This window comes from Oenococcus kitaharae DSM 17330 (assembly GCF_000241055.1).
In the GTDB taxonomy this organism is placed as follows: Bacteria; Bacillota; Bacilli; order Lactobacillales; family Lactobacillaceae; genus Oenococcus; species Oenococcus kitaharae.
The window spans coordinates 255,460-270,346 of the sequence record NZ_CM001398.1 but is presented as its reverse complement, the minus strand read 5'-3'; the positions used below and the strand labels follow the sequence as shown (position 1 = coordinate 270,346).

The window sequence follows — 14,887 nt, the reverse complement described above, 5'->3', positions numbered from 1 at the left end:
TCAAGAAGAAGCCAATTAAATTTGTTATCGATGCCCTTTTTTGCTAGGATTGTAGCAATATGAAAATACTGATGTATGCCGTTTTAGGCGACGAAAAACCCTATATTAAAGAATTCTGCCAGCAGACTGGCCATCAAGTCGACCAGCTGACTGACTATCTCTCAGAAAAAAATGTCAGCCTGGCTAAGGGCTATGATGCAATCGTGACTCAGCAGACGGTTGCGATTCCTGATTCTGTCTATCAGCAATTAGCCGAATTTGGTATCAAGCAGATTACAATTCGCCAAGTCGGTTACGATATTTTGGATTTACCAGCCATTCATCAAGCCGGCTTGAGAGCTTCCAATGTTGCTGCCTATTCGCCAAGAGCTATTGCTGAATATACGCTGACGCAATTGATGAACTTAATCCGCAACAACAAACGCTATTATCGGGCAACGACGAGTGGCGATTGGCAGTGGTCGGCTGCGCCTCAAGGACGCGAAATTCACGATCTCACTATTGCTGTGATTGGTGCTGGGCGGATTGGTTCTGCTTTGGCTGAGATGCTGCATGCCCTGGGAGCCAAAGTTTTGGCAGTTGACCCAGTTTATCATGCTCAAAATGAAGCTTTTTTGGATTATGTTGATCTAGATCAGGCCTTAGCACAAGCTGATGTGGTGACTTTCCACACACCTTTGAATGACGAGACTGCGGGGATGGCTGATTCGGCTTTCTTTGACAAAATGAAGGCAGGTAGTTACTTCTTGAATTTTGCTCGCGGCGGCCTCGTGGTAACCGATGCCTTGCTGGCTAATTTAAGGAGTGACAAGCTGGCCGGCGCAGCCTTGGATGTCTTGCCCAACGAAAATGAATTCATGAGCGCTGTCTCTGATCCGAAAATAATTCCGGCCGATGCACAAGCATTGATGGCCATGGATAATGTGCTGCTTTCTCCGCATGTTGCCTTTTATACGGATTTAGCCATTAAAAATATGGTCAGGATTTCTTTGCATGATGCTGTCGCTTTGGCTAATGGCCAGAAAATCGAAAACGAGATCTTTGATTAAATTATAATTGATTGAAGAGACGGACTAACTGAAAAAGGACTTGATGACGATGATGTATTTTGGCTTTGCTATGTTTATTAATCTCTTGTTTTATGTTCTATTAATAGCGGTGGTTGTGTATGTTCTTTATTGTTTGCGCCAAATTGTCAAACTTTTGACTGAAATCAAAGAAGCACTGAAAAATAAATCTGAATAAATTTTACCGCGTACAAAAAAGCACAGCCATTAAAGCTGTGCTTTTCAAATGTCATGATTTAATTTCAGAGAATCTGGCAGAATTCAATTGTTTCTTTATTTGGTCCTAGAATATTGAAGAAACGAATACCGTTGTCCCAAAATGATGGAATCGATTGAATTTCTTTATCGACGAGATGAAGACCTTGTGCTTTTGCAGCAGCAAAAGCTTTGTCAACATCAGTTGTATTCATCGAGATGTGATTGATGGCACCAGCTTTTTGAGCTGTTGGATCGCCATCCCAAGTCTCAATGGTTAGATTGCCAAAACGCATGAAGGCACAATGACTGCTGCCGTTTTCGAAAAGACCGGCTTCTTCGAATCCCAGTGATTTATAGAAACTGACTGTCTCATCCAAATTAGCGGCAGGGATGCCGACGTGCTGAATACCCGTAAAATAATTACTCAAAGCCATATTAATAAAACCTCCTAATTTTGGGAAACGTGAATGGCACGGTGATGAAGTCTTGGGAAGACGATTTTATCGGCCGCGCCTGTAATACCGCCCTGGAATAACAAGGCAAAAATTGTTCCCAGACCGAAATTCGTAAATTGATGCGAAATGATCAAAGCGATCACCGTCAGAATAGTTGGCGGCAGGTATGAAACCCACATCGCAGTGGCAGCATGCCCTTTAAGATATTTAAAACGCAGGATCTGCATTAAGTCGTCAGCAGGATGGAGAATCAAATTCACACGCTGATAAATAGAAATCGCAATCCCGATCAAAGCATCACCGAAGAAATTCAGGCAGATGTAAAAAATGATCATGGCTGGACTATGCGCTGCGGGCAGTCCTGCAAAAAAGGGATAGACGCCGTTGAAAAAGTCAGCGAATACTTGGATTAATGCGGAAAAGGGCAACATAAATAACAAATTTCCCAAGGCGCGCTGCCAAGACCAATGCCCGACTAACAGGGCGTTTAGGACAATTGTCATCAATCCGATGATGATAAATGACCAAAATAGATTCCAATGCAAAGCATTACCGAAATTGGCTGTCGCAGCTGTCCAATAGGCAGCTCCGAGGTAGGAAGGATGGATCTTGGCACTTGTGACCAAGGTCAAGACGTTTCCGGCTGAATTAATCACAATCGAGATTGCAAAGTAGGCAATTAAACTGGCTGTAGAAGCCGTGGTGGAAGTTGTATGAAAACTGGCACTTGCGGCGTCTGGTTTGTTTTGCGGGCGAGGTACACCCGGCCGGGTCATTCTCCGACTTTCACAACGGCCTTGCTAACGTCTTTAATTGTACCGTCTAGATAATCAGGCACATCTTTGAGAGAAGGCTCGTTACTGATCAATGGCAAAACATCCAGTTTGCCGCTCGACAATAAGGCAAGAGAATCTTCAAAAGCGTTGGGGTTGATGAAGGATCCTTGGATAGTCAGCTGCTTTTGGTAAACTTCATAGGTATTCATCTTGAATTCCTGATTTGGTTTACCGACACCAAACATCAAGACCTGAGCACCTTTGACAGTTGCATTCACAGCCTGTTCTTGTGTCTGAGGCAAGCCGACAGCTTCAATAACAACATCATAGTCAGCCGGAATCTGGTCGCGTGTGGTATTGAAGGTATTGGTTACGCCGAACTTTTCTTTATTCAAGGCCAGTTTTTCATCGATAATACCGGCAAAATCCACTTGGTGCACACCATAGGCACGCAATAATTGTACGAAGAGCTGGCCCATAAAGCCGTCTCCAATTACCAAAGCTTTCTGATAAGGCGTCAATTTCAATAATTTCACGCCATGGACAGCACATGAAATTGGTTCAGTCGTAGCGGCAGCTTTTAAGGAAACATTATCCGGCACCTTGTAGACTTGTGTCTCAGGAGCTGTGAAGTACTGCTCCAATCCGCCATTGCGGGTGACACCGATAGCTGATAAATTGTCGCAGAGTTCTGGACGGCCGGTACGGCAGTAAAAACACTTGCCGCAATAGATATTAGGATCGACCGTGACACGATCGCCAACTTTAAAATCAACAACGTCAGCACCAACTTCAGCAACAATGCCTGAGTTTTCGTGTCCCAATACGATTGGTGGTACAGCAGCTGCTGAACCTGGTAATCCGTTATACAAAGCGTGATCGGTTCCACAGATTCCAGCGTACTTGCTTTCAATTAAGACTTCGTTGGCCTTTGGTGTCGGCTTTTTAGTCTCCTGTACTTCCATTTGCTTAACAGCAGTTAATACTAAAGCATCCATAATAAATTTAATCCTTCCTTATATTCTCAATATTTTACCAATTTTTGACCGCCAAAAAAGCTTGCGGTGAGGAAGTTCTTTGACGATCCGTACCGATTTATTTGCGGTATTCAAGCAAGGCCAAGGCAAAGTCGCCTAGTGTTGCTGAACCGTTTTCCTTGATTGCCGGCATCACAAGATAATCTTCCAGCTTGCCGACGTCAATGTAATCATTCATTAAGTCTTTAAACTGTACGCGGACTTTCTTTAAGAATTCCTCACTGATCACGCCGCCGCCAAAGACAATCTTGGCAGGCCGTAAAGTCAAAGTCGTTTGCAAAGCAGCTTGGGCGACATAGTAAGCCATGATATCCCAGACGTGGTCTGTCAGGGGAATGTCTTGTCCTTTTTTGCCAGTGCGGGCTTCAAAAGTTGGACCGGAAACTAATCCCTCCAAGCAATCACCATGAAAGGGGCAGATGCCTGGGAAATCAAGATCGTCCGGGTGGCGCTTAACACGTACATGGCCCATTTCTGGATGGCCGAGATCGCCGATGAATTGGCCGTTGACAATTGCGCCGGCGCCAACACCGGTGCCAATCGTGTAATAAACCAATGAATTGATATGTTCGTTGAACAATGTCGAAATGACATATTCGCCATAGGCCGACCCATTCACATCAGTCGTCCAATGGATCGGAATATTAAAGGCCTTTTTGATCCGGCCGACAAAGTCGACATCAGACCAGCCCGGCTTGGGTGTATTGGTAATGAAACCATATTTGGGTGAATTTTTCCTTAACTCGATCGGGCCAAAAGAAGAAATACCAATCGCTTTTAAGTCATCAAATTTTTTGAAATAATCAATACATTTGGTTAGTGTTTCTTCTGGTGTTGTGGTTGGAAAACGAACAATATCTTTGGTTCGGTAATCTTCATTTCCGACGGCACAGACGAATTTTGTGCCGCCTGCTTCAATGCTTCCTAGTAACACGTGCTGCCTCCTTGGATAATTTTTTTAGTTTACGATTACAGGTCGTTTTTTATGCTTTTCATGAAAAATGTGACAGCCAAAAGTGCCGGTATGACTGGTTTTTTACCCGTTCGCTCACATTCCCCATCGCTATCTACGGTAGCGCTTTCATAAAGGTGAGTCAAGGGAAAAATCTGGTCTTTTGGAAGTTATGCCACATTGTAAAATGGACTTTTTGTCAATAAAAAAGCCAGGCAACTAAGCCTGGCATAAAGAGTAATAATTTTTTATTCGGTTTTCCGCATGGCCGCTTTTAGGGTCGGCAGGTCTAATTGACGATTATCGAGCTTTGGGGAGGGCAAGTCTTATGTGCGTTTTTAGTGATATCATATCGTTTAATAAATATTTTTTGAGGAAATTATTATGTTGCAAATAATAAGAAATGATGTAGTAGACGATACAATACCAGAGTCGGCACTGAGAGCCAAGGTTTCGATCAGAGGTATTTTTAAGGAAATTGCTCTGACAAATTACCAAAAAGCGCTTATTGTTTTAGCTACAAGCTGCCAAATGTTATCCGCTTTATGCACGATTATGGTGCCCTTGATTGTGCAGAGATTAATTGATTCCTACGAGCGAGGTATTGATTATCGGCAGATCATCTTTTTAGCCGCTATTTTTGTTATGCAGTTGTTGTTTAACGCACTTGGACTGTATTTATTTGCCCTGATCGGCGCTATCGCTACTAAAAACTACCAACAAGGAACTTTTAACCAGGTACTTCAGCACCGTGTCGGATGGTTTGAGGAGCAAGAATCAACCAATTTGGCGAATAAAATTTATAATAACATTGATTTACTACGGACTTTATTTACAAACAGCCTGCCCGAAATGATCAGTGGTGTTTTGACTATTGTTGGGATTGCTGTTGTTCTCTTGTCTTTGAATTGGGCTTTAACGATTGTAACCTTGTTTGGTGTTCTATTAATGGTGGGCGTATTCGGCTTATTAGGTGCACCATTAGCCAACAGAATCGCAGATTTTCAAGATCAAAAATCTTTATTCGCAACACATACCTCCAAATTTTTCCGTTTGGTCAAGATGATTAAAGCAAATGCAGCTGAAAAAATCGTTCAAAAAGATGACGCCGATGATATGAAGGTATTATTTGAGTCAGGCAGACGTTTGGCTCGTATCAATGCGCTTATTAATCCTTTAATAGGTGCTGTGATGATGCTGATTATGCTGGGAATTTTTGGTTATGGTGGTTATCTGCTGAACAATGGCAGCATTACAAATGGTGTTTTGATCGCCTTTTTGTTATATGTCATTCAGATTATGGTGCCCTTAGGCAGTTTCAGCGAATTTTTCCATGGTTATGTTGGCGCAAAAACGGCCATGAATGTTTTAATGCAGCTAAGAGACAACAGCCAAAACGAACGACAGGGCGGTTGTGCTTTGCCAAGAGACTCTCAAAGTGATTTGGTATTTAAAGATGTTAATTTCGCCTATGATGATGCTAAGACTATCACGCTGGATGATATTAATATGGTTTTTAAGCCCAATACAATGACAGCAATTGTCGGCCCTAGTGGTGCTGGCAAGACAACGATCGTTTCTCTCATTGAACAATTCTATGCCGCTAACAGTGGCGTAATTCTGTCTGGGACAAGCGATATTACACAATTTTCCTTGTTCTCTTGGCGCCAAAGTATCGGCTATATCTCTCAGAAAGCTGATTTATTAGGTAGCAGTTTGAGGGATTATTTATCTTTCGGCAGGAAGGAAAACTATTCAGATAATCAGATCAAAGATGTGCTTGGAAAAGTAGGCCTTTTGGAAGCATTTAATGGGCATCTGGATGACAAGCTTTTAGAGGATGGCAATAATATTTCCGGCGGCCAGCTTCAGCGCTTAGCGATTGCCCAAGCTATTTTGAAAGAGGCTGGGATTTATATATTTGACGAGTCCACGGCTAACTTGGATGCAGATTCGGAGATGAAAGTTAAGCAGATCATGGAAGAACTGGCTGAAAAACATATTGTGATTGCGATTGCACATCGGCTTTCAACAATTAAATCGGCAGATAATATTTACTTTTTGGAGGACGGTACTATTACTGGCTCTGGTACACATTCTCAGCTTTTAGCCAATCATAAGACTCAGCTTTTAGCCAATCATAAGACCTATGCCCGTTACGTTGCTGAACAAATGTTATGAAAGCGAATAAAAAAGCCAGGCAACTAAGCCTGGCATAAAGAGTAATAATATTTTATTCGGTTTTCCGCATGGCCGCTTTTAAAGTCGGTAGGTCTAATTGGCGGTCACGGAAAATCTTGTTGCTGGTTGGTAGATGCAGTTGGAAATCATCAAATACTTGCAGCTGTAAATCAGCTTGTTTGATATGAAAATGCAGCAGATGGCCGCCGAAGGAATGATCATCAGCTAAGATGTGCAGGTGAAATCCGGCAGCAGCAGCCCCTTCATATACTGAAGGTGTGTAGTAACCCAAGATGGTCGCCTGCAGCTTATCGGCGTGAAATTCATGCTGAGAGGCAGCAACTGTTGCAAAGGGCGGATAAGGTTTTTGCTGCTGATCAGCAGAGCGCGCTAGGACATCTGTAAACTCACCATGCAGGCGGACAGCTGTAAAGACATTTTGCAAAGCGCCGTGTTCAACGGCGTGTTTTTCAAAGGCGGCTGAAGTCATGTCGGTCAAAGTTTCTTTAGGCAGCTGTTTGTCAAAAAAGTTCACAGTTGCAAAAGGCACTTTTTCAGTCTGCAAATCCAGCAAACGGACTTTGCCGCTGCTTGGGACGCCATAGGCCTTTCCGTCTAGAACGATTAATTCCACACCGATACCGGTGGTGGTGCCAATGCCAAAGTCGCCATGAGTCAACAGATCACCAACTGTTGTCGTACCGTCATATTGGCCATCCATGATTTGTGCTAGGATACCGTGCTGGTAAATTTTTGAAAAGTCAGCCATTAGTCTGTCGCTCCTTGGATCAAATCAGCATACAGCTCCGTGTTGTGCGAGTAATCGACTGGAACATCCACAACAACCGGACCTTTGTTCCAATTAAAGGCTTCGCTAAGAACTGAGTCAATCTGATCGGGATTATCCACGCGCAGGCCCTTGGCACCAAAGGATTCTGCATATTTAACGAAATCAATCTTGCCGAAATCAACACCGGCTGACTGACCATATTTCATTTCTTCTTGGAATTTGACCATGTCGTAGTGGCCTTGGTCGTTAAAAATAATGTGGACAATGTTTGCGTGCAAACGAACAGCCGTTTCCAATTCTGCACTGGAAAACATAAAGCCGCCATCACCGGAGACACTGACGATTTTTTCATCAGGACGGACCAAGGAAGCGGCGATCGCCCAAGGCAGTGCCACACCCAAAGTCTGCATGCCATCAGAAATCAGGAAATGGCGCGGACGGTAGGAGCGGAAGAAACGGCTCATCCAAATATAGACAGATCCGACATCCAAAGTCACGGTCATGTCATCTGTGACTTGTTTTTGAATCGCATGAACGACATCCAAGGGATGCGAGAGGCCGTCAGCAGGCTGGAATTTAGGTCCGCCGGGTTCTGTCTGCAGCTGATCACGAAAAGCTGTCAGGCGTTGTTCAACAGCGTCGCTGACTGTGTAATCCTGCAATTCATCAGCCAGCAAATTCAATGTTTGAGCAATATTGCCGACCAATTGGAAGGCTGGGTTATAGTGTGCGTCAATTTGCGCATCGGTCGAATCGATCGTGACGATTTGCAAACGGTTTTCCTTGTTCCAGACACGAGGTTCGTATTCGACGGCATCATAACCCACTGTGATCACCAGATCAGCAGCTTTCAATAACTGATCACCGGCTTGGTTGGCAAACAGGCCGACACGTCCGAAGAATGATTGCTGCAGCAGGCTGTGATCAATCACGCCGGCGCCTTGGAATGTTTCAACAACTGGTAATTTAACCCCGTGCAAAAAGGCATGCAGGGCTGCAACGACTTTTTCGTCTGAGCCTCTTTGGCCGACGAGAATGACAGGCAGTTTGGCTTGACGAACCTTATCTGCCAAGGATTTAATGCCGTCTAAATCAGCTGGGCCGGCCGTGATGGTCTGGACTTTTGCCAGTGCTTTGCTTGTGACAGGACTGTCGTCAACATCTTGCGGCAGGCTGATAAAGGATGCACCCTGTGGTGCTTTGGTAGCGGCATCAAAAGCGTTTGCAATTACTTCGGAAATATTTTCAGCATCCTGAATTTCTGTCGTAAATTTCGTAATACCGTTGAACAGCAGTACCGAAGGCGTTGACTGGTGAGTCCGCCGGTACAAATCATTACGCGGCACCTGGCCAGCAATTGCGACTACCGGGTCATTTTCAGTCTGTGCGGTTAAAATTCCTGTCGCCAAGTTAGATGCACCAGGGCCGGATGTGACAAGAACCACGCCGGGTTTTCCTGTCAAACGGCCGACTGCTTGGGCCATAAAAGCTGCATTCTGTTCGTGTTTAGTAATTACTAATTTTGGTGCACCGGGTGTGTGGGCAATTGCTTCAAAAAGCCGATCAATCTTGGCACCGGGAATACCAAAAATATACTTAACTTCATGATTCGAAAGGGACTCGAGTACAAGATCGGCCCCAAAACGTTTGTTTTCCGCCATTAAATACCTCTTCTTTTCTTCGTTTGTATTCTATCACTTGTGAATTTAGAATAAAAATAAAAACCCGCTATCATGCAGGTTTTCGAAATAAAAGTATAAAATTTCACAACACTTAAGAACGATATTTGTTGATAATTTCGTTCAATTGTTTTTGATTATGCACGCCAACCACGCGGTCAACAACCTGACCGTCCTTTTTAATGATCAGAGTTGGGATAGCCTGGATGCCCAATCCGGAAGCTGTCTCCTGATTCTGGTCAACATCGATCTTGCTGAATTTGACGTCAGTCATTGTCTCAGAGATTTTCTCAAGAATCGGTGCTTGAATTTTGCAGGGTGTGCACCAAGTTGCCCAAAAATCAGTGACAGTCACGCCTGATTTTGTTTCCGGCTCAAACGAAGCGGAATCTAATACTGAAATTGCCATGATGATCTCCTTTCCTATATTGTACTTACTTTCAATAAGTAATGCAAAAAAGTTTAAAAAAAACTTGCTTTAAAGTTTTCTGCCCATTATACTGGGACAAACTTATGATTGAAAACGAGCAGCAACTCAAACGAAATTTTGGATTTTTCGGTACTTTATCACTTGTCATTGGTACGGTTATCGGATCAGGGATCTTTTTTAAACAGGGGCGGGTACTTCAAGAAGCCGGATCGACATCGATGGCCTTATTGGCTTGGTTCGTCGGCGGGATCGTGACTTTGGCGTCAGCCATGTCTGTCGCCGAACTCGGGTCCGAAATGCCTCAGACGGGCGGCATTTATATCTATATTAGTAAGATTTTCGGCAAGTTCTGGGGATTTTTAGCTGGATGGATGCAGATCTCTTTTTATGGGCCGGCTTTAATCGCTTCAGTTTCCTACTTTTTTTCGACCCTTTTTGTGACTTTTTTTCATTTACCGGCAAAAATTAATTTTGGGATTTTTAGTCTAGGCAGTGTTTTTTGTATTGCCGTAGCAGCTTGTATTCTAATTGCACTAATGAATATGCTGGAAAACCGTGTCAGCCGTGTGTTTGCGATTATGACAACCAGTATCAAAATGATCCCTATTTTTGCCTTGATTATTTTTGGTCTTTTCTTCGGTCACGCTGGCGCAACGAGCAGTCTGGTCAACCTGTTTGCCAATCAAATCGGGCAAGGCAACTTCGGCGTGGCCGTCTTATCGACGCTGTTTGCTTACGATGGCTGGGTCGTGATCTCTAATTTGGGCGGCGAGATTAAAAACGCTCAAAAGACACTGCCAAGAGCTGTGACGACTGGCATTTTTATCGTGCTGCTGGCCTACATGGGTGTCTCTTTTGGCGTTTTCAAGTCGCTGCCGGCTAAAGAAATCATTGCTTTGGGTGATCAGGCACCTTTTCATATTTTGTCCGGTGCTTTTGGTCCGATTGGTGGCCGCTTGATGGACATTGGTGTCATGATTTCTGTGATTGGCACCTTGAATTCTAAAATTCTCAGTTTTCCTAGAGTTGTTTTTGAAATGGCCGACAAAGGGCAGCTGCCTTTTTCTGGATTCTTTCATACTTTAGGTAAACATTCCAAAACGCCTAACTATGCTACTATTTTTGAAATCGTGATCGCAGCTTTGTTATTGAATGCTTTTTCATCTTCACAAGATTTATCCGATTGGCTGGTTTTTGTGAGCTTCCTATTTTATCTGCTGACTTTTGTGGCAGTGTTTATTATGCGTCACCACCTGCAGAGAAAACCGCATTTTTCAGCGCCTCTGCACCCCTTATTCCCGACATTAGCAATCGCGGGTACTTTGTTCATTGAAATTTCGACAATCGTGAATGCCTTTACTGACCCCACAGGGCAGCAGCTTTTTGGCATTATCGTCTCTCTTTTGATTGTTGCCCTGGGTGTCCCGCTTTATTACGCCAAAAAAATCTATAAACTATAAGTATGCCGAATTCCGTTAGTCCCACACTCGCAATTATTGTGCCGGTCACAAATGAAGAAGAGAATATTCCACTTTTTTATCATGCCCTCAGGCGGGATTTAACCCGAGAAAGTTTGGCTGCTTTGCCCGGGCCTTTAAATCAACTGAGTTATGATATCTGGTACATTGACGATGGGTCAAGCGATGGGACTTTAGCACAGATAAAGGCCCTATCGGCTCAGGACAGTCATATACATTTTGTGTCTTTTTCCCGGAATTTTGGTAAAGAAGCTGCAATCTATGCGGGATTGTCTTATGCACAGCACTATGATTTTGCAGTTATCATGGATGTGGATCTGCAAGATCCGCCTGCTTTATTGCCAAAAATGCTGAAAAAATTAGTGACAGAGCACCTAGACAGCGTGGCAACAAGGCGGTCGAATCGTAAAGGCGAAAAGGTTATTGTCAGTTTTTGTTCTGATTTGTTTTATCATTTCATTTCTAAGATTTCTTCGACGAAATTAGTGAAAGGTGCCCGCGACTATCGGATTATGAGCCGGCAGATGGTTCAGGCTTTGTTGGCCATGCCGGAAAATCAGCGTTTTTCAAAGGGCTTGTTCACCTGGATCGGTTTTAATACCGAGTACATCAGTTATGAAAATATCGAAAGAGAAAAAGGCCGCAGCAAGTGGGGTTTTTGGAAACTTTTCAAATATGCGATTAGCGGGATCATTTCTTTTTCGACGGCACCGCTGACTTTTGTGACCGTTTTGGGTTCTGTGACGACCCTTCTAGCTTTGATTGGCGGCATTTTTGTGATTGTCAGAAAGCTGTTGGATCCAGCAATTGCAATTGGCGGCTGGACGACGATTACCGTGATTATTATGTTTTTTGGCGGTCTGCAAATGGCCAGTCTCGGGATTGTCGGCCGTTATATTGCGGCCATTTTCTTGGAGTCTAAGCGGCGCCCAATCTATATTGAGAAAGAACATAAGTAAAAAAATAGAAGGCATATAATCGAAGGTATGATTACATTAAAGAGTGTTAACGAAATAAAAGAGATGGATACTGCTGGTGATGTGATTAGCGGTATGCATCACATGCTGCGCAGTTTGATCAAGCCTGGATTGGATACCTGGGAAATCGAAGAAAAATCACGTGCCTATATTGAAGGGCACGGTGCTATTGCGAGTCAAATCGGTTTTGATGGTTTTAAATATGCTGTGACTGTTTCAGTCAATGATGAAGTGGCCCACGCCTTTCCTCGTAAGGGCCTGATTTTGGAAAACGGCGACTTAGTCAAGGTCGACACAGTTGTCGAAAAGAATCACGGCCTTGCAGATTCTGCTTGGACTTATCGCGTTGGAACTGTCAGCCCGGAAATCGAACGTCTGTATGAAGTTGCTCATAAGGCCCTATATATTGGTATTGACCAGGCCGTTGTCGGTAACCGTATTGGTGATATTGGCGCTGCAATTGACCACTATGTGACTGACGAGAATCATTTTGGCAACGTGCGCGAGTATATCGGGCATGGCATCGGCCCAACTATGCATGAAGATCCGCAGGTGCCGCATTTTGGTGTTGCCGGTCACGGTTTGCGTTTGCGGCCCGGCATGACAATTACGATTGAGCCGATGGTCAACACAGGCACTTGGGAAGTTAAAACTGATTATGCTGGAGATGGCTGGACCGTTTCAACAAAAGACGGCGGCTGGTCGGCGCAGTTTGAGCATACGCTTGTGATTACCCACGACGGGCCGAAGATTCTGACCTCGCAAGATCCGGATATTGATGACAAATATCTGATTAAGGATTGGGACAACTTTAAAATCTAATTAAGACTTCGTATGATTTAATTAATGACGAAAAAGATTACAAAAATATCGGCTCAGAAAATTCACGGCCGTTATAATCTTGAGCTGGATGGCAAGTTCGCTTTTGGCATCACGGAAATGACGCTGATTAAGTTCGGTTTGGCCAAAAATCGCGAATTGGATGATCAAGAAGTTTCAACGATTAAAAAGTTTGAAGAGTCGGCTCGTGCGCTTTCGCGCGGACTGACTTTTTTGTCTCACCATCTTCGCACCGAAAAGGAACTTCGTGATAAACTGCGTTCACAGCATTTCGATGCCGAGGCAATTGATAGTGCAGTCACGCATTTAAAAGAAGAAAAATATATTGATGATCGGATTTATGCTGAGAATTTTGTCCACACGCAGGCGCGTCTTTTATCCGTCGGCCCGCTAGTTATCAGCAGAAAACTACAGGCTCTTGGCATTGCGCCGGTCGATATACAAGCTGCCATGCAGGATTATAAAACTGATAATCAGGCGGAGAATGCCTTGGCTTTGGCGGAAAAATTTCAAAAACATTATGCGAAAAATCCGGCCATGATTCAAAGACAGAAAATTAATCAGGCTCTGTACGGCAAAGGTTATGATGCTGATTTGATTAAAACTGTTTTAGAGAAATTAGACTTTAGCGAAGATCCGGATGTGCAATTAGAAAACGCTCGCCGCGTGCTGGCGCGAATTTGGCCGCGTTATAGCAAATATGGCCGAGAACGTCCCTACAAAGCCCGTCAGTATCTATATGGAAAAGGGTTTTCTGCCGAGTTGATTGATAAAGTGATTGGGGAACAAGGTGACTGAAAAAGGGAAAATTTTAAAGGAAACAAAAGAATTTCATGGCCAGATCTTCGATGTTGTGGATCGAAAGATTCACACACCTGATGGGCTGACCGTTGATCGACAAGTCGTTTTGCATGGGGATGCTGTGGCTTTTGTCGCACCAATACGCATAGATGGCGGCATTAAATTAGCTTTAGGCCGCGAGTATCGTGCCGGCTTGAACGCCGAAAGGACCAGTTTTCCAGCCGGCCTGATTAATCCAGGCGAAGATCCCAAGACAGCTGCGCTTCGTGAAGCACGAGAAGAATTAGGCTTGTCCTATCGAGATGCCAAGGAGATTTTTCTAATCAGCACTAGTGAAGGATTTACAAATGAAGCGACTCATTTAATGCTGCTTTCTGGGCTGATCGGCAAAAGTGATAAACATTTTGATCCCAGTGAGTTTGTCAAAACGCTCTTTGTCACTTTTGATGAATTGGAACAATTGATTTTGTCTGGCAAAGTCACGACTGCGCCCGGCATTATTGCTTATCAATGGTTAAAGCTGCATCCGGAAAGTTTAGCCGTCATCTGAAAAAGGAGCCACTGTGCTAAACTTTAAACGAAGACGGAATGTCTTGAGGTAAGATTATGGCTAAAGACGCAGCTCGCAATCCGCGGGAAGGCGACTTTATCACGATCAAAAGTTACAAGCACGATGGCCACCTGCATCGCACCTGGCGCGATACGATGGTTCTAAAGACCAGTGAAAATGCCATTATCGGATTGAATGACCACACGCTCGTGACAGAGGATGATGGCCGGCGTTGGGTCACACACGAACCGGCGCTTGTCTATTTTCATAATAAATACTGGTTTAACATTATTGCGATGATGCGCAGCGACGGCGTAAGTTACTACTGCAATTTGGCAAGTCCTTACGTCATGGACAAAGAGGCGCTGAAGTACATCGACTATGACCTTGATATTAAAGTACTAACAAACGGCACAAAACATCTGCTTGATGCAGATGAATATGTTGCGCATAGTCAATTGTGGCATTATCCGCCTGAGATTGACGAAATCCTCCGGGCACACACAAAGATTTTGATTAACATGATTAACACACATGCCGGACCTTTTTCACAGGGTTATGTTGATCTTTGGTATTCGCGTTATAAGACACTTGTAAAACATAAGATGTGATAAGTCGTAAGCGGAATTCAATTCCGCTTTTTCTTTTTGTCCAAGCCGCAAACTGTTAAAATTTT

At 43.9% G+C, this 14,887-nt stretch carries 15 protein-coding genes; 8 read left to right on the top strand and 7 right to left on the bottom strand.

Annotated features, from left to right (window positions below):
* The first annotated feature begins 59 nt into the window (after positions 1-59).
* On the top strand, positions 60-1,049 hold the full coding sequence (locus OKIT_RS01325) for a D-2-hydroxyacid dehydrogenase (protein WP_007744643.1): 990 nt from the start codon (positions 60-62) through the stop codon (positions 1,047-1,049).
* 260 nt (positions 1,050-1,309) lie between these two features.
* On the opposite strand, the gene OKIT_RS01320 is transcribed toward OKIT_RS01325, so the two are convergent.
* From OKIT_RS01320 to scrK, 4 genes are all read right to left on the bottom strand, one after another.
* A complete protein-coding gene (locus OKIT_RS01320) occupies positions 1,310-1,699 on the bottom strand; it encodes a VOC family protein (protein ID WP_007744641.1) in 390 nt (129 codons plus the stop codon).
* Between the two features lie 14 nt (positions 1,700-1,713).
* Positions 1,714-2,496, bottom strand: coding sequence for a DUF6198 family protein (locus tag OKIT_RS01315; RefSeq protein ID WP_007744639.1), 783 nt, complete (start codon positions 2,494-2,496; stop codon positions 1,714-1,716).
* On the bottom strand, positions 2,493-3,494 hold the full coding sequence (locus OKIT_RS01310; protein WP_007744638.1) for a zinc-dependent alcohol dehydrogenase family protein: 1,002 nt from the start codon (positions 3,492-3,494) through the stop codon (positions 2,493-2,495). Before OKIT_RS01310 ends, OKIT_RS01315 begins: the two co-directional genes overlap by 4 nt.
* A gap of 97 nt (positions 3,495-3,591) precedes the next feature.
* Complete coding sequence (gene scrK, locus OKIT_RS01305) at positions 3,592-4,467, bottom strand: fructokinase ScrK (RefSeq protein WP_007744637.1); 876 nt, start codon at positions 4,465-4,467, stop codon at positions 3,592-3,594.
* Between the two features lie 402 nt (positions 4,468-4,869).
* Between scrK and OKIT_RS01300 the strand changes: the two genes are divergently transcribed.
* Positions 4,870-6,666 (top strand): ABC transporter ATP-binding protein, encoded by a 1,797-nt coding sequence (locus OKIT_RS01300; protein WP_007744635.1) that lies wholly within the window; start codon positions 4,870-4,872, stop codon positions 6,664-6,666.
* A gap of 52 nt (positions 6,667-6,718) precedes the next feature.
* Here OKIT_RS01300 and budA read toward each other — a convergent pair whose 3' ends face one another.
* The 3 genes from budA to trxA all read right to left on the bottom strand — a co-directional run bounded on the left by budA (position 6,719) and on the right by trxA (position 9,544).
* Complete coding sequence (budA, locus tag OKIT_RS01295) at positions 6,719-7,435, bottom strand: acetolactate decarboxylase (RefSeq protein WP_007744634.1); 717 nt, start codon at positions 7,433-7,435, stop codon at positions 6,719-6,721.
* On the bottom strand, positions 7,435-9,117 hold the full coding sequence (gene alsS / locus OKIT_RS01290) for an acetolactate synthase AlsS (RefSeq protein ID WP_007744632.1): 1,683 nt from the start codon (positions 9,115-9,117) through the stop codon (positions 7,435-7,437). Before alsS ends, budA begins: the two co-directional genes overlap by 1 nt.
* Positions 9,118-9,229: 112 nt before the next feature.
* Positions 9,230-9,544, bottom strand: a complete 315-nt coding sequence (trxA, locus tag OKIT_RS01285) for a thioredoxin (RefSeq protein WP_007744629.1) — start codon at positions 9,542-9,544, stop codon at positions 9,230-9,232.
* Between the two features lie 104 nt (positions 9,545-9,648).
* Here trxA and OKIT_RS01280 point away from each other — a divergent pair, with 104 nt between their 5' ends.
* Genes OKIT_RS01280 through OKIT_RS01255 form a run of 6 tightly spaced genes read left to right on the top strand, consistent with a single transcriptional unit; the run spans position 9,649 to position 14,822 of the window.
* Positions 9,649-11,025, top strand: a complete 1,377-nt coding sequence (locus OKIT_RS01280; protein WP_007744628.1) for an APC family permease — start codon at positions 9,649-9,651, stop codon at positions 11,023-11,025.
* Positions 11,026-11,027: 2 nt separating this feature from the next.
* A complete protein-coding gene (locus OKIT_RS01275) occupies positions 11,028-12,002 on the top strand; it encodes a glycosyltransferase family 2 protein (RefSeq protein ID WP_007744622.1) in 975 nt (324 codons plus the stop codon).
* A 27-nt stretch (positions 12,003-12,029) separates the two neighbouring features.
* A complete protein-coding gene (map, locus tag OKIT_RS01270) occupies positions 12,030-12,842 on the top strand; it encodes a type I methionyl aminopeptidase (protein WP_007744621.1) in 813 nt (270 codons plus the stop codon).
* Positions 12,843-12,866: 24 nt separating this feature from the next.
* Complete coding sequence (locus tag OKIT_RS01265) at positions 12,867-13,658, top strand: RecX family transcriptional regulator (protein WP_007744620.1); 792 nt, start codon at positions 12,867-12,869, stop codon at positions 13,656-13,658.
* Entirely contained in the window at positions 13,651-14,211 is a 561-nt protein-coding gene (locus OKIT_RS01260; RefSeq protein WP_007744619.1) for an NUDIX hydrolase, read from the top strand. Before OKIT_RS01265 ends, OKIT_RS01260 begins: the two co-directional genes overlap by 8 nt.
* Before the next feature lie 56 nt (positions 14,212-14,267).
* Entirely contained in the window at positions 14,268-14,822 is a 555-nt protein-coding gene (locus OKIT_RS01255; protein WP_007744618.1) for a DUF402 domain-containing protein, read from the top strand.
* The last annotated feature ends 65 nt before the right edge of the window (positions 14,823-14,887 follow it).

Bases quoted from the DNA above. Each gene is read 5' to 3' on its own strand.
- OKIT_RS01325 (WP_007744643.1), top strand. From the start codon at position 60: ATGAAAATACTGATGTATGCCGTTTTAGGCGACGAAAAACCCTATATT.
- OKIT_RS01320 (WP_007744641.1), bottom strand. From the start codon at position 1,699: ATGGCTTTGAGTAATTATTTTACGGGTATTCAGCACGTCGGCATCCCT.
- OKIT_RS01315 (WP_007744639.1), bottom strand. From the start codon at position 2,496: ATGACCCGGCCGGGTGTACCTCGCCCGCAAAACAAACCAGACGCCGCA.
- OKIT_RS01310 (WP_007744638.1), bottom strand. From the start codon at position 3,494: ATGGATGCTTTAGTATTAACTGCTGTTAAGCAAATGGAAGTACAGGAG.
- OKIT_RS01300 (WP_007744635.1), top strand. From the start codon at position 4,870: ATGTTGCAAATAATAAGAAATGATGTAGTAGACGATACAATACCAGAG.
- budA (WP_007744634.1), bottom strand. From the start codon at position 7,435: ATGGCTGACTTTTCAAAAATTTACCAGCACGGTATCCTAGCACAAATC.
- alsS (WP_007744632.1), bottom strand. From the start codon at position 9,117: ATGGCGGAAAACAAACGTTTTGGGGCCGATCTTGTACTCGAGTCCCTT.
- trxA (WP_007744629.1), bottom strand. From the start codon at position 9,544: ATGGCAATTTCAGTATTAGATTCCGCTTCGTTTGAGCCGGAAACAAAA.
- OKIT_RS01280 (WP_007744628.1), top strand. From the start codon at position 9,649: ATGATTGAAAACGAGCAGCAACTCAAACGAAATTTTGGATTTTTCGGT.
- OKIT_RS01275 (WP_007744622.1), top strand. From the start codon at position 11,028: ATGCCGAATTCCGTTAGTCCCACACTCGCAATTATTGTGCCGGTCACA.
- map (WP_007744621.1), top strand. From the start codon at position 12,030: ATGATTACATTAAAGAGTGTTAACGAAATAAAAGAGATGGATACTGCT.
- OKIT_RS01265 (WP_007744620.1), top strand. From the start codon at position 12,867: ATGACGAAAAAGATTACAAAAATATCGGCTCAGAAAATTCACGGCCGT.
- OKIT_RS01255 (WP_007744618.1), top strand. From the start codon at position 14,268: ATGGCTAAAGACGCAGCTCGCAATCCGCGGGAAGGCGACTTTATCACG.